This window comes from Streptomyces sp. NPDC007905, from assembly GCF_042959345.1.
Taxonomy (GTDB): Bacteria; Actinomycetota; Actinomycetes; order Streptomycetales; family Streptomycetaceae; genus Streptomyces.
Window position 1 is genome coordinate 105,029 of record NZ_JBIBKS010000002.1, and the last position, 14,190, is coordinate 119,218.

Sequence of the window (14,190 nt, forward strand, 5' to 3'; positions counted from 1 at the left end):
AGGGACCACCTTGACGCGGACCATCACCCCCCGCCTGCGCACCCTGGTGCTGCTGCTCCTCGCCGTCACCGGCGCGCTGCTCGCGGGCGCCGGACCGGCCTCCGCGCACGCCGCGCTGACCGGCAGCGACCCCGCGCAGGGGGTGGTGGTCGACAAGGCACCCACCCAGGTGTCGCTCACCTTCTCCGAGAAGGTGGCGATGAGCGACGACTCGCTGCAGGTCCTCGACCCCAAGGGGAAGAAGGTCGAGGTGGGTTCGCCCACCAACGTCAGCGGGACGACGTACGCCGTGAAGCTCAAGAGCGGCCTGGCCAAGGGCACCTACACGGTCGCCTACCAGGTCGTCTCCGCGGACAGCCACCCCGTCTCGGGCGCCTACACCTTCTCCATCGGGGCACCCTCGCAGACCGTCGTCTCCGGCGTCGGAACGGCGGCGGGCGGCGGAGTCGTCGGCTGGCTGTACGCGATCGGGCGGTATGTGTCGTACGCCGGGTTCATCGTGCTGGCGGGCGGCGCCGCCTTCGTACTGGCCTGCTGGCAGCGCGGCTCGGGCGTACGGGCGGTGCAGCGACTCGTGGTCGGCGGCTGGCTCGCGCTCACCGCGGCCACCCTGTGGCTGCTGCTCCTGCGCGGCTCCTACACCTCCTCGGGGACGCTCGGCGACGTCTTCGACCTGAACCTGCTCGGCCAGGTGCTGCAGACCAAGACCGGCGCCGCGCTGGTCTCCCGGTTGCTCCTGCTCGCCGCCGCCGCGCTGTTCATCGCCGTCCTCTTCGGCGCCTACAACCGGCGGGAGGAGGGCGAGGAGAAGCGGGACCTGACCTTCGGGCTCGCGATCGGCGGGGTGGTCGTGGCCGCCGGCCTCGCGGCGAGCTGGGCCATGGCCGAACACGCCTCCACCGGGCTCCAGCCGGGCATCGCCATGCCCGTCGACGTGCTCCACCTGCTGGCCGTCGCCGCCTGGCTGGGCGGCCTCACCACTGTGCTGGTCGCCCTGTACCGGGCGCCCGCCGAGGCCCCGGTCGAGGCCGCCGCGATCCACCGCTTCTCCCGCGTCGCCCTCGGCTCCGTCCTCACCCTGGTCGCCACCGGCACGTACCAGTCCTGGCGCCAGCTGGGCTCCTGGTCGGCGTTCACCGAGACCAGGTACGGGCAGCTGCTGCTGGTCAAGATCGGGCTGGTCGCCCTGCTGGTGGGCATCGCATGGATTTCGCGACGCTGGACGGGACGACTCGTGGACTCGGCCACGGCAGCCGTCACCCGGAAGGCGAAGCAGCGCGAGAAGCAACAGGTCGGCTCCGCGGTCACGAAGACGTCCGGGAAGAAGTCGGCGTCCGGCGAAGCCGAGGCGGCAGCCTCCGGTGACGGCAAGCGCGCCGCCCAGCTCGCCAGGCAGCGGGCCGCGGTGGACGCGGCCCGGCAGAAGCGGCTGCGGGACGGCGACCCGAGCCGCATCGGCCTGCGCCACTCGGTGCTCGCGGAGGCGAGCGTCGCGGTCGTGCTGCTCGCCGTCACCACCTGGCTGACCCAGACCGAGCCGGGCCGTACCGAGCAGGACGCCAAGGCGGCCACGTCGTCGACCTCGTCCTCCTCGTCCTCCTCGTCGTCGGATTCCTCCGGCGCGCTGACGCTGGACATGCCCTTCGACACCGGCGGCACCGACGGCAAGGGGCTCGTGCGGATCGACCTCGACCCCGCGCGCGTGGGCGGCAACGAGATGCACGTCTACGTCCAGCGGCCCAACGGGCGCGCCTTCGACGTCCCCGAGGTGAAGGTCACCTTCACCCTGGACGCGAAGAAGCTCGGACCGCTTCCGGTGAACCCCGACCACATCACCACCGGCCACTGGTCGGCGAGCGGAGTGCAGATCCCCCTGGCGGGCCAGTGGAAGATCGCTGTGACCGTGCGGACCTCCGACATCGACCAGGTGACCGTCTCCAAGAACGCGCAGATCGGCTGAATCGCACCATGCCCGACCAGTCCATTCCTCAGGCCCGTACGCCCGAATCGGCGGTGGCGGAATCCGCCGGCGGCAGCGGCCGGGGTGTCTCCCGGCGCGCCCTGCTCGGCACCGCCGGGGCCACCGGGCTCGTGCTCGGCGCGGCCGGTGGAGCCGTGGGATACGCGGCAGCGCCCGCCCAGGCCGCTCCGCTGACCTCGGTGGGCTCCGGCCGGGCGATGTTTCACGGGAAACATCAGCCCGGCATCACCGAGGGACTGCAGGCCCGCGGTCACCTCGTCGCGTTCGACCTGGTGGCGGGCGCGGGACGCAAGGAGGCGGCGGCCCTGCTGCGCCGCTGGTCGACGACGGCCGAGCGGCTGATGGCGGGCGAGGCGGCTCCCCACGAGGACACCGATGTGGCCCGGGACGCGGGCCCGTCCTCGCTGACCCTCACCTTCGGCTTCGGCCACAGCTTCTTCGGCAGGACCGGCCTGGAGAAGCAGCGGCCGGGGGCCCTCGACCCGCTGCCCGCCTTCTCCTCCGACCAGCTCGACAAGGCGCGCAGCGACGGTGACCTGTGGGTGCAGATCGGCGCCGACGACGCCCTGGTCGCCTTCCACGCGCTGCGCGCGATCCAGAAGGACGCCGGCAGCGCGGCCCGCGTCCGCTGGCAGATGAACGGCTTCAACCGCACGCCGGGCGCCACCGCCCACCCGATGACGGCCCGGAACCTCATGGGCCAGCTCGACGGCACCCGCAATCCCAAGCCGTCCGACGCCGACTTCGACAAGCGGATCTTCGTGCCCGCCCCGGGTGAGCCCGCCTGGATGGCGAACGGCTCCTACGCCGTCGTACGCCGTATCCGCATGCTCCTCGACGACTGGGAGAAGCTGTCGCTCACGGCCCAGGAGGCGGTCATCGGGCGCCGGAAGGCCGACGGGGCGCCGCTGTCCGGAGGCGGTGAGACGACCCCGATGGACCTGGAGAAGACCGACGCCAAGGGCGAGTACGTCGTCCCGATCAACGCGCATGCCCGGATCACCCGGCCCGACCGGAACGGTGGCGCGGCCATGCTGCGGCGCCCGTTCTCCTACCACGACGGCATCGACGCGGACGGCACGCCGGACGCCGGGCTGCTGTTCGTCTGCTGGCAGGCGGACCCGCTGCGCGGCTTCGTGCCGGTGCAGCGCAAGCTCGACCGCGGCGACGCGCTGTCGACGTACATCCGGCACGAGGCGAGCGGTCTGTTCGCGGTGCCGGGCGGTGCGGCCGAGGGAGAGTACGTGGGACAGCGGCTGCTGGAAGGGTGATCGCAGGTTTCAAACCACTCGGTCGAGTGGCGTCCATGAGACGTGAGGGTCGCGTTCGCCCGTGCCCATTAGGGTGAGGACATGCCAGCGAGCTATGCGTATCTCGGTCCCGAAGGCACCTTCACCGAAGTCGCCCTGCGCACGCTTCCGGAGTCGGCCACCCGGGAGCTGATCCCGTACGTGTCGGTGCAGTCCGCGCTCGACGCGGTGCGGTCCGGCGAGGCCGAGGCCGCCTTCGTGCCGATCGAGAACTCCGTCGAGGGCGGCATCACCACCACCCTGGACGAGCTGGTCGCGGGCGAGCCGCTGATGATCTACCGCGAGGTGCTGCTGTCGATCACCTTCGCCCTGCTGGTCCGCCCGGGCGCCACGCTGTCGGACATCAAGACGGTCTCCGCGCATCCGGCCGCCCAGCCGCAGGTCCGCAACTGGCTCAGGAAGAACCTCCCGGACGCCCACTGGGAGTCGGCCGCCTCGAACGCGGACGCCGCGCGGCTGGTCCAGGAGGGCCAGTACGACGCCGCCTTCGCGGGCGAGTTCGCCGCCGCCCGGTACGGCCTCGAGGCCCTGGAGACCGGGATCCACGACGCGGAGAACGCGCAGACCCGGTTCGTGCTGGTCGGCCGCCCGGCCCGGCCCGCCGCGCCGACCGGCGCCGACAAGAGCTCGGTGGTGCTGTGGCAGCGGGACGACCACCCCGGCGCCCTGCGCGACCTGCTCGGGGAGTTCGCCACCCGTGGCATCAACCTGATGCTGCTGCAGTCCCGTCCGACCGGCGCCGGCATCGGCAACTACTGCTTCTGCATCGACGCCGAGGGCCACATCTCCGACCGGCGGGTGGCCGAGGCGTTGATGGGGCTGAAGCGGATCTGCCTGCAGGTTCGTTTCCTCGGCTCCTATCCGCGTGCGGACGTCCAGCCGGGCGAGGCCAGGTCCACCCTGCCGGGGACCTCTGACGAGGAGTTCGTGGCGGCGGCGGACTGGGTGGCGCGCTGCCAGGACGGCCGGTTCTAGCGCGCTCGTAGTCTGCTTCCGGCCAGTCGTACCTGCACATCTTCGTTATCCACAGAAGTTATCCACAGGTGCGCTTCTCGACCTGGGGACAAGTCGACAAGGTGGTGGGACTCGGTCGACAAATCGTCCTGGACATCCCAGATGCGGCCACCGTCCCGCAGGTCACCCTTCGTCCACTCGTTTCCTTTGGTTCATCTTTTGGAGCGACCCCTTTCCACCCGAAAGTGGGTGTCACCCCGGTTTGAACCGGGAATTCATCAGTCCGGCCAGAAGTTCCGGAGTGATCAATTCCGAAATCCACAGACTTTCCGCACAGCCTGTGGATAACTCTTCCCGGCGTGGGGATTCCTGTGGACAACGGCCCCCTCAAGTGCCGCTCTCCACAAGGGAATCCGGTCAACAAGGCATCCACCGGCTGCCTCGTTCCAGGGAATGAGACGGCCTTGATTGACCCCCTCGACACTCTGCGCAATTGCCCCATAACGGCACGTAAGGCGCGAGTCGCAATAGTGAGTCGTGGCCCGCGAGCTCGCACCGGTAGCCTTGGCCCCGTGATTGACCTTCGCCTGCTCCGTGAGGACCCCGACCGTGTGCGCGCGTCCCAGCGCGCCCGTGGAGAGGACGTCGCGCTCGTCGACTCTCTCCTGTCTGCCGACGAGCGGCGCAGGTCCTCCGGCGTCCGCTTCGACGAGCTGCGCGCCGAGCAGAAGCAGCTCGGCAAGCTGATCCCCAAGGCCACCGGCGACGAGAAGGCCGAGCTGCTCAAGCGCGCCGAGCAGCTGAAGGCCGACGTCAGGGCCGCCGACGCCGAGCGCGACGCGGCCGACGCCGAGACCCAGCAGCTGCTGCTCCGGCTCGGCAACCTCGTCCACCCCGACGTGCCCGTCGGCGGCGAGGAGGACTTCGTCACGCTGGAGACGCACGGCACCGTCCGCGACTTCGGCGCCGAGGGCTTCGAACCCAAGGACCACCTGGAGCTGGGCCAGCTCCTCGGCGCGATCGACGTCGAGCGCGGCGCCAAGGTCTCCGGCTCCCGCTTCTACTTCCTGACCGGCGTCGGCGCCCTGCTGGAGCTGGCCCTGGTGAACGCGGCGATCGCGCAGGCCACGGCGGCCGGCTTCACGCCGATGCTGACCCCGGCGCTGGTCCGTCCGCAGTCCATGGCCGGCACCGGCTTCCTCGGCCAGGCGGCTCAGGACGTCTACCACCTCGACAAGGACGACCTGTACCTGGTCGGCACCTCCGAGGTCCCGCTGGCGGCGTACCACATGGACGAGATCATCGACGGCGACAAGCTGCCCCTGCGCTACGCCGGCTTCTCGCCGTGCTTCCGCCGCGAGGCCGGCTCGCACGGCAAGGACACGCGAGGCATCTTCCGCGTGCACCAGTTCGACAAGGTCGAGATGTTCTCCTACGTCACTCCCGAGGACTCGCAGGAGGAGCACAAGCGCCTGCTGGAGTGGGAGAAGCAGTGGCTGACCTCGCTGGAGCTGCCGTTCCGCGTCATCGACGTCGCCTCCGCCGACCTGGGCGCCTCGGCCTCCCGTAAGTACGACTGCGAGGCGTGGATCCCGACCCAGGGCAAGTACCGCGAGCTGACCTCCACCTCGGACTGCACGGAGTTCCAGTCCCGCCGGCTGTCGATCCGCGTCCGCGAGGGCAAGCAGGTCCGCCCGCTGGCCACGCTCAACGGCACCCTGTGCGCCGTACCGCGCACGATCGTGGCGATCCTGGAGAACCACCAACAGGCCGACGGCTCCGTCCGGGTCCCCGAGGTGCTGCGCCCGTACCTGGGCGGCCGGGAGGTCCTGGAGCCGGTCGCCAAGTGAGCGCCGGATTCCCCTTCCGACTCATCGCCACCGACCTCGACGGAACGCTCCTGCGCTCCGACGAGTCGATCTCGCAGCGCACCCGTGAGGCGCTCGCCGCGGCCACCGCGGCGGGCGCGGCCCACATCGTCGTCACCGGCCGCGCGGTTCCCTGGACCCGGCACATCCTGGACGACCTCGGCTACGACGGCCTCGCCGTCTGTGGCCAGGGCGCCCAGGTGTACGACGCCGGGGCGCACCGCCTGCTGACCTCCGTGACCCTGGACCGGCAGCTGGCGGGTGTGGCCCTGGCCAAGATCGAGGCCGAGGTCGGCCCGCTGTACCTGGCGGCGAGCCGGGACGGTCTGGACGGCGAGGTGCTGGTGGGGCCCGGTTATGCGGTCACCGGCAAGCTTCCGGCGACGCCGTTCACGGACGCGTCGGACCTGTGGACCGCCCCGCTGAACAAGGTCTACATACAGCATCCGACGCTGAGCGACGACGACCTGGCGGAGGCGGCCCGCCGCGCGGCCGGCGGTTTCGTCACGGTCGCCATGGCGGGCGAGGGGATCGTGGAGCTGCTGCCGCTCGGGCTGTCCAAGGCCACGGGCCTGTCCCTGGCGGCCCGCCGCCTGGGCCTGAAGGCCGCCGACACGATCGCCTTCGGCGACATGCCCAACGACATCCCGATGTTCGCCTGGGCGTCCCGGGGTGTGGCCATGGCCAACGCCCACAAGGAACTGCGGGCGGTGGCGGACGAGGTGACGGCCTCCCACGAGGAGGACGGCATAGCGGTGGTCCTGGAGAGGCTGCTGGCGTAGCCGTCGAGGCGCTCCCCGCCGCCGCGGGCAGTCGTTCCGCAGGCGCAGGGGGGCACGGCCTGCGGCGCCGGGGTCTTCTCGGCGACTGCACGCCCTGCCCACCCCAAAGCCCGGCCGAGGTGCAGTGACAACGTCTCGCGGAGGATGCACGGATCGAACGTGCGCGGGGTTGCCCCCGACCACGGCTTAGCAAGCCGGTGCCTTACCACTCGGCCAATCCTCCGGGTGGGCGGCCCACGCGAGAGCGACATCGCGTGCTCGAAGCGGCCGCCCCGGGCAGCTCCCGTGGCTCTGCGGAGGGGTAGCGACTACTCCGGAGCCTGCCTCGAGCTGCCCTGTCGGGAGCTGGACGTACTGCCGTGCATGGGCATCGTCCGGCTCCTCTCCCAGTTCGTGACGCCGGGACGTTCCCGGCGGATGGGGCACAACCACTGTGTCCCATCCGTCGAGTCGGGCGCCACTGAATTAACCGGTGCGCGGCATCGGCCCGGGGTGGCGAAAAGTCCCGCCTGCCCTCCGGGCGGACGACGGGACTTTTCACCACAGGCCCTGTCGGCGGCGCCGTCTGCGCCGGCGCGCCTTGCCGAAGAACCAGACCGCCGGCGGCTCGTCGGACCGCCACGGCCGCGGCTCCGGGTCCTCGGCCCGCCGGCGGGCGGCGAGCATCCGGGCGCGGACGGACGCCTCGGAGGTCTCGACGGCCCGCACGAAGGCCTCGTCCAGGACGGCCTCGCCCCGGAGGCCGCCGTCCCGGAGGCCGCCCTGATCCCTCGTGCCGCGGTATCTCCTGTGCCGTCTACGGCCTCCGGGCCGTACATCCGCTGCCCAGTGTGCCCGCGGGGAGGGAGGTCCCCGTCAGGTCCACCGGACCCCTTCGGGGCCTACTCCTCGCCCGCCAGCGTCAGCGCCCGCAGCTTCTGGCCGGCGTACCAGGTGGCCAGGACGGTGACCGCGACCAGCAGCACCGTGGCCGTGGTCAGCCCGACGTCGGAGGTCACCAGGTCCCCGCCGGCCACCTTGTGGGCGACGGCCAGCGACCACTGCTGGACGCTCAGGGTGCGGGCGCCGGGCACCAGGGAGCCGAACAGGGCCTCCCAGACCAGGGCGTAGACCAGCCCGAAGACCACCGCGTGCCGGGACACCGTGCCGAGGAGCAGGAACAGTGCGGAGTAGGCGATGGAGGAGACGAGCGCGGCCACGGTGTAGGCGACGGCGACCTGCTGTCCGTTGCCGTTCAGGACGAGTCCCGCGATCAGGGTCGGCACCGCCGAGAACACCATGGTCACCGCGACGGCGACGATCAGCTTGGTGAAGACGATCGTCGGCCGCTTCAGCGGCTTGGACAGCAGGTAGACGACGGAGCCGTCGTCGATCTCCGGGCCGATCGCGCCCGTGCCCGCGATGACGCCGATGATCGGCACCATGGTGGCGAGCGCGAAACCGCCGAGGACATCTGCGGCCGTCTGGTCGTCGGCCCCGGTCAGGCCGCGTACGGCCACGGAGATCACGAGCAGCAGCAGGGGCAGCGCGCCGAGGATGAGGGCCCGGCGGCGGCCGAGCAGGGCCCGATAGGTGAGCCGGGCGACAGTGGGGTCGTACATCTTCGGCCTCCTACGCCGCGACCAGGTAAGAGAAGACTGACTCGAGGGACTCGTCGGACGGCGAGACCGTGAGCAGCCGGATGCCGTGGTCCCTGGCGACCTTCGGCAGCAGGGCGGTGAAGCGGCCGAAGTCGACGGCCTGGACGCGCAGCGCGCCCTCGGTGACGTCGACCTCGATGCCGGACGTCGACGGGTCGGCGATCAGCGCGGCCGCGAGGGCCCGGTCGTCGCTGGAGCGCACCAGGTAGCGGTGCGGACGGTCGGTCATCAGGCGGCGGATCCTGCGGAAGTCGCCGCTGGCCGCGTGCCGTCCGGCGACGACGACCTCGATGTGCCGGGCGAGCTGCTCGACCTCTTCGAGGATGTGGGAGGAGAAGAGCACCGTGCGGCCCTCGTCGCCCATCCGGCGCAGCAGGTCCATGAGCTGCATGCGCTGGCGCGGGTCCATGCCGTTGAAGGGCTCGTCCAGCAGGAGCAGGGAGGGATCGTGGACCAGGGCGCTCGCCATCTTCACACGCTGCCGCATGCCCTTGGAGTACGTGGAGATCCTCCGGTCCTGCGCGTACTCCATCTCGACCGTGGCAAGGGCCCGCCCGGCCGCCTTGGCGCCGAGTCCGTGCAGCTCGGCGTTGGCGACGACGAACTCGCGGCCGGTGAGGAAGTCGTACATCGCCTCGCGCTCGGGGACGATGCCGATGTGCCGGTAGATGGTCTCGTTGCGCCACACCGGCTGCCCGTCCAGGGTGACCGTGCCGGTGGAGGGGGCGAGGAAGCCGCCCATCATGTTGATGAGGGTGGACTTTCCGGCGCCGTTGGGGCCGAGCAGGCCCGTGACGCCGGGCCCGATGGTCATGGTGATGTCGTTGACGGCGACCACGTTGCCGAACCAGCGGGAGACGTGGTCGATGGAGAGCGTGGTCACAGTCCCACCTTCCGGTAGCGGCGGATCAGGAGGCCGTAGCCGGCGGCGATCAGGCCCAGGACCATGAGGACGTAGATCACGCCCTGCCCGGTCGTGGGTCCGTTCGCTCCCGGGAATGCCGAGGTGGCGCCGAGGAACGCGGACTGGACTCCGTCGATGAGCGTGACGGGCGAGAAGAGGCCGATCCAGGGGATGGCGCCGGTGCTGTTCTGCACCTCGGCGATGGCCTGGAGCGTGGAGACCGCGCCGTAGGAGATGGTCATGACGGCGATGACGGCCGCGATGCCGAAGCCACGCCGCGGGGTGACCGAGGCGATGACCAGGCCGATACCGGCGAAGAGCAACGAGAGCAGTGCCACGGAGACGAGTCCCTGTGCGAATCCCTTGGTCTGGTCGGCGAAGTCGAGCTTGGCCAGCAGCGCGCCGATGTAGAGCACGAGCAGCGGGGCCGCGGTGAGGATGAACAACGCGGAGGCCAGCGCCGCGTACTTCGCGCGCACGTAGTCGGCGGTCTCGATGGGCCGCGAGAAGTACAGCGGCACGGTCTTGAAGCGCAGGTCGCGCGAGACGGACTGGGGGGCCTGCGAGGCGACGTACAGGCTGATGACGGCCTGCATGATGATCGCGTAGCGCGTGTAGTCGACGGGCAGTTCCTTCGCCTTCGTGGCGACCGCGACGGCGACCATGATGGCCCCGGGCACGCACATCACCACGAAGAGCAGCATCGGCAGCACCTTGGACTTCACCGAGCGGCCGAGACCGTAGGCGCCGCGCAGGGACTGCGAGTACAGCGAGCGGCGGGCGTAGGCGCGGCCGAGGCGCGGGCCGTCGTAGCCGCGGTAACCGATGTCGTGGATGCGGGTCTGGTCGCCGGGGGGCGGTGCCAGGGGATGCTCAACCGCCATGACCGACGGCCTCCTTCCGCTGCTCGTCGCTGCTGGTGAACACCTCGGATATGTGGTGCCGGCGCTGCTCCATGCGGACCAGGCCGAGGCCCAGGTCGGCGACCACGTCGCGCACCAGGTCGTACGTCTCCTCGCCCGATGCGGTCAGCAGCAGGATGTGGCCGGCGCCGGGCAGACCGCCGCCCTCGTCGTGCGTGTCCACCCCGCGCGCGTGGAGCGCCTCGCGGACCGCGCGGGTGCCGTCGGGGTGGTCGTCGCTGTCGGTGACCTCGATGGCGAGTGTCGTCGTGGTCTGGGTGAAGTCGTTGGTGGAGCTGGAGCGCAGCAGCTTGCCGCCGTCGACGACGACGACGTGGTCGCAGGTGCGCTCCAGTTCTCCCAGCAGGTGGGAGGTGACCAGGACCGAGATGCCGAAGTCGGTGTGGATGCGTCGGATCAGGCCGAGCATCTCGTCGCGACCCACCGGGTCGAGGCCGTTGGTCGGCTCGTCCAGGAAGACCAGCTGCGGGTCGTGCACCAGGGCCTGGGCGAGCTTCACGCGCTGCTTCATGCCGGTGGAGTAGCCGCCGATGGGGCGGTAGCGCTCCTCGTACAGGCCGACATGGCGCAGGGTGTCCGCGGTGCGCTCGCGTGCGGCGGTGGCCGGCAAGCCGGACATGCGTGCCATGTGGACGACGAACTCGGTGGCCGAGACGTCGGGCGGCAGGCAGTCGTGCTCCGGCATGTAGCCCACGCGCTCGCGGATGGCGGCGCCCTTGGTGGCGACGTCGAGGCCGAGCACCTCGGCGCGGCCCTCGGTGGCGGGAGACAGACCCAGAAGGATCTTGATCAGGGTGGACTTGCCGGCGCCGTTGGCTCCGACGAGTCCGGTCACACCGGCTCCGATGTCCACGGACAGCCGGTCGAGCGCGGTCACCCGGGGGAACCGTTTGCTCAGGCTTTCGGTCGCGATCACAGTCACGCCCTAGACGGTAGTGACGCAGACCACGCCGGGCGTCAGACCTCAGAGCCGTCTTCGCGTCAGACTCGAGTAGTACAGGCCCTAAGGGATCCCCTGCCTGAGAGTTATCCCCCGTCGCCACCCGTCACCCGTCACCCGTCACCCGTCACCCACAGGCGTTGTCCACAGCCCTTGATCCCGCCATTGACGCCGCCTCTAACAACTGTCACATTCACCAGTGTCACGTTACGGACGCGTACCGCAGTCGACGGGGGCGGCATGACGACGGCAGTGAGCAGCGAACTCCCCGTGGAGTTGCGGGGGTTCGAGCGGGTGCAGCGCCTCGCCTACGAGTGCGCCGAGGCGGTGGCGGCACGCCTCGAGCCGGGCGTGACCGAGCGCGAGGCGGCGCGGATGCAGCGCGAGTGGCTGCGCGAACGGGGGGTACGGGACTGGTTCCACCTGCCCTTCGCCTGGTTCGGTGACCGCACGGCGTTCGTGAACTTCCGCATCCCGCTGCAGTTCTTCCCGACCGACCGCGCCCTGGAGCCGGGGATGCCGTTCATCCTGGACATGGCCCCGGTGTACGAGGGCTTCACGGCCGACATCGGCTACTCCGGCTCACTGGGCGTCAACCCGGTGCAGGACCGGCTGATGGCCGACCTGGAGGCGCACCGCGAGCTGATCCTGCGCGAGGTGCGCGAGCGACGGCCACTGCGTGAGATCTACGAGGACGTGGACCACCTCATGGTCCGCCAGGGCTACGCCAACCGGCACCGTGCGTATCCCTTCGGCGTGATCGCCCACAAGGTGGACCGGGTGAAGCAGCGCCGCTGGTCACCGCATCTGTTCGGGTTCGGCACCCAGTCCCTCAGGGGTCTGGCCGCCGACGCCCTGCACGGCCACCGCGAGGGCTGGTCGCCCCTGTGGTCGCCGTACCGCTTCTCCGACCATCCGCCGCGGCCGGGCCTGTGGGCGGTCGAACCCCACCTCGGCTTCAGGGGTACGGGCGCGAAGTTCGAGGAGATCCTGGTGGTCACCGACTCCCGGGATCCCGAGCAGAGCGCGTTCTGGCTGGACGACGATCTGCCGCACGTGCGGCGCTGGGCGGAGGCGAAGTGACGCTGAAGGGTGCGCGTGAGCGCCGGGTGCACACCGGCGGGGTCGAGCTGTGTGTGGCCGAACTGGGCGATCCTGAGCAGCCGACGGTGGTGCTGGTGCACGGCTACCCGGACAGCAAGGAGGTCTGGTCCGAGGTCGCCGCCCGCCTCGCCGACCGCTTCCATGTCGTCCTGTACGACGTCCGGGGCCATGGTCGGTCCACGGCACCGCGCCCGCTGCGCGGCGGCTTCACCCTGGCGAAGCTCACGGACGACTTCCTGGCGGTCGTGGACGCGGTGAGCCCGGACCGCCCTGTGCACCTGGTCGGCCACGACTGGGGCTCGGTGCAGTCCTGGGAGTTCGTCACCGTGGGCCGCGCGGAGGGCCGTATCGCCTCCTTCACGTCGATGTCCGGGCCGTCCCTGGACCACTTCGGACACTGGATCAACGCGCGCGTGAGACGTCCCACGCCCCGCCGGGTGGGCCAGCTCCTCGGCCAGGGCGCCAAGTCCTGGTACGTCTACCTGCTGCACACGCCCGCCCTGCCGGAACTGGCCTGGCGCGGCCCGCTCGGCCAGCGCTGGCTGAGGATCCTGCAGCGGGCAGAGAAGGTTCCCGTCGGCGACTACCCGACCTCCTCCCTGCCCTCCGACGCGGCCCACGGAGCCTGGCTGTACCGGGACAACGTCCGGGCCCGGCTGCGCAGGCCACGCCCGGACGCGTACGCGCACGCGCCGGTGCAGCTCATCACACCCCTGGGAGACGCGTTCCTGTCGGAGCGCCTGTACGACGACCTGGAGCAGTGGGTGCCGCGGCTGACCCGGCGCACGCTCCCGGCCAAGCACTGGATCCCGCGCACCCGGCCCGACCAGGTCGCCGCCTGGATCGGGGAGTTCGTGACGAGGGTCGAGGGCGGGTGTGCGGAGACGGGGACCACCGGTCGCCATGCCGACCGGTTCGGCGGGCAGTTGGTGCTGGTCACCGGTGCGGGCAGCGGCATCGGGCGGGCCACGGCCTTCGCGTTCGCGCAGGCCGGCGCGCGTGTGGTGGCCGTCGACCGCGATGCCGAGGCCGCCACCCGCACCGCCGAGCTGTCCCGGCTGATCGGCGCGCCCGGGGCCTGGGCGGAGCCGGCGGACGTCTCCGACGAACAGGCCATGGAGAAGCTCGCCGAGAGGGTGCACCGCGAGTACGGCGTGCTGGACGTGCTGGTCAACAACGCGGGGATCGGCCTGTCCGGCTCCTTCTTCACCACCACGACCGACGACTGGCGCAAGGTCCTGGACGTCAACCTCTGGGGTGTGATCCACGGCTGCCGCCTCTTCGGCGCGCGCATGGCCGAGCGTGGGCAGGGCGGCCACATCGTCAACGTCGCCTCGGCGGCCGCCTATCAGCCCTCCCGGGCACTGCCTGCCTACAGCACCTCCAAGGCGGCGGTCCTGATGCTCTCCGAGTGCCTGCGCGCCGAACTGGCCTCCCAGGACATCGGAGTCACGGCGATCTGCCCCGGCTTCGTCAACACCAACATCACCTCGACAGCCCGCTTCACCGGCGTCGACGAGGCCGAGGAACGCCGCCGTCAGAAACGCTCGGCCCGCCTGTACGGCCTGCGCAACTACCCCCCGGAGAAGGTCGCCGAGGCCGTCCTGGAGGCGGTGACACACAACAGAGCGCTCGTACCGGTGACTCCGGAGGCCCGGGGCGCACGTCTCCTGTCGCGCTTCATGCCGGGGGTGTTGAGGAGGGTCGCCCGGGTGGAGCCGAGGCTGTGAACGACGAGCCGGCGTGCCCGCGGGCCGCCGGCCCGCCGGGGTGAGGGGGGTGTC

Annotated in this window: 12 protein-coding genes and 1 tRNA gene; 7 read left to right on the forward strand and 6 right to left on the reverse strand. The window is 70.9% G+C overall.

Annotated features, from left to right (window positions below):
• Positions 1–10 precede the first annotated feature (10 nt).
• From ACFZDC_RS04165 to ACFZDC_RS04185, 5 genes are all read left to right on the forward strand, one after another.
• Positions 11–1,960: a copper resistance protein CopC gene (locus ACFZDC_RS04165; protein WP_391319918.1), complete on the forward strand. Its 1,950-nt coding sequence runs from the start codon at positions 11–13 to the stop codon at positions 1,958–1,960.
• Between the two features lie 8 nt (positions 1,961–1,968).
• The gene (gene efeB, locus ACFZDC_RS04170) at positions 1,969–3,252 is read left to right on the forward strand and encodes an iron uptake transporter deferrochelatase/peroxidase subunit (RefSeq protein WP_391319920.1); all 1,284 of its coding nucleotides are present in this window, start codon (positions 1,969–1,971) and stop codon (positions 3,250–3,252) included.
• A gap of 81 nt (positions 3,253–3,333) precedes the next feature.
• Positions 3,334–4,266, forward strand: coding sequence for a prephenate dehydratase (gene pheA, locus ACFZDC_RS04175; RefSeq protein ID WP_391319922.1), 933 nt, complete (start codon positions 3,334–3,336; stop codon positions 4,264–4,266).
• Between the two features lie 551 nt (positions 4,267–4,817).
• Positions 4,818–6,095, forward strand: a complete 1,278-nt coding sequence (gene serS / locus ACFZDC_RS04180) for a serine--tRNA ligase (protein WP_391319924.1) — start codon at positions 4,818–4,820, stop codon at positions 6,093–6,095.
• Entirely contained in the window at positions 6,092–6,895 is an 804-nt protein-coding gene (locus tag ACFZDC_RS04185) for a Cof-type HAD-IIB family hydrolase (protein ID WP_391319926.1), read from the forward strand. Before serS ends, ACFZDC_RS04185 begins: the two co-directional genes overlap by 4 nt.
• Positions 6,896–7,033: 138 nt before the next feature.
• On the opposite strand, the gene ACFZDC_RS04190 is transcribed toward ACFZDC_RS04185, so the two are convergent.
• The 6 genes from ACFZDC_RS04190 to ACFZDC_RS04215 all read right to left on the reverse strand — a co-directional run bounded on the left by ACFZDC_RS04190 (position 7,034) and on the right by ACFZDC_RS04215 (position 11,278).
• Positions 7,034–7,118 (reverse strand) — tRNA-Ser (locus tag ACFZDC_RS04190).
• 314 nt (positions 7,119–7,432) lie between these two features.
• Positions 7,433–7,603: a hypothetical protein gene (locus ACFZDC_RS04195; RefSeq protein ID WP_391319928.1), complete on the reverse strand. Its 171-nt coding sequence runs from the start codon at positions 7,601–7,603 to the stop codon at positions 7,433–7,435.
• Between the two features lie 173 nt (positions 7,604–7,776).
• Positions 7,777–8,496, reverse strand: a complete 720-nt coding sequence (locus tag ACFZDC_RS04200; RefSeq protein ID WP_391319929.1) for an ABC transporter permease subunit — start codon at positions 8,494–8,496, stop codon at positions 7,777–7,779.
• Between the two features lie 10 nt (positions 8,497–8,506).
• Entirely contained in the window at positions 8,507–9,418 is a 912-nt protein-coding gene (locus ACFZDC_RS04205; RefSeq protein ID WP_391319931.1) for an ATP-binding cassette domain-containing protein, read from the reverse strand.
• Entirely contained in the window at positions 9,415–10,323 is a 909-nt protein-coding gene (locus ACFZDC_RS04210) for an ABC transporter permease (RefSeq protein ID WP_391319932.1), read from the reverse strand. The genes ACFZDC_RS04205 and ACFZDC_RS04210 overlap by 4 nt, the downstream gene beginning before the upstream one ends.
• Positions 10,313–11,278, reverse strand: coding sequence for an ATP-binding cassette domain-containing protein (locus ACFZDC_RS04215; protein WP_391320692.1), 966 nt, complete (start codon positions 11,276–11,278; stop codon positions 10,313–10,315). Before ACFZDC_RS04215 ends, ACFZDC_RS04210 begins: the two co-directional genes overlap by 11 nt.
• Positions 11,279–11,542: 264 nt before the next feature.
• On the opposite strand from ACFZDC_RS04215, the gene ACFZDC_RS04220 reads away from it, so the two are divergent.
• Positions 11,543–12,385, forward strand: a complete 843-nt coding sequence (locus ACFZDC_RS04220; protein ID WP_391319934.1) for a M24 family metallopeptidase — start codon at positions 11,543–11,545, stop codon at positions 12,383–12,385.
• Complete coding sequence (locus tag ACFZDC_RS04225) at positions 12,382–14,136, forward strand: SDR family oxidoreductase (protein WP_391319936.1); 1,755 nt, start codon at positions 12,382–12,384, stop codon at positions 14,134–14,136. Before ACFZDC_RS04220 ends, ACFZDC_RS04225 begins: the two co-directional genes overlap by 4 nt.
• Positions 14,137–14,190: the final 54 nt, after the last annotated feature.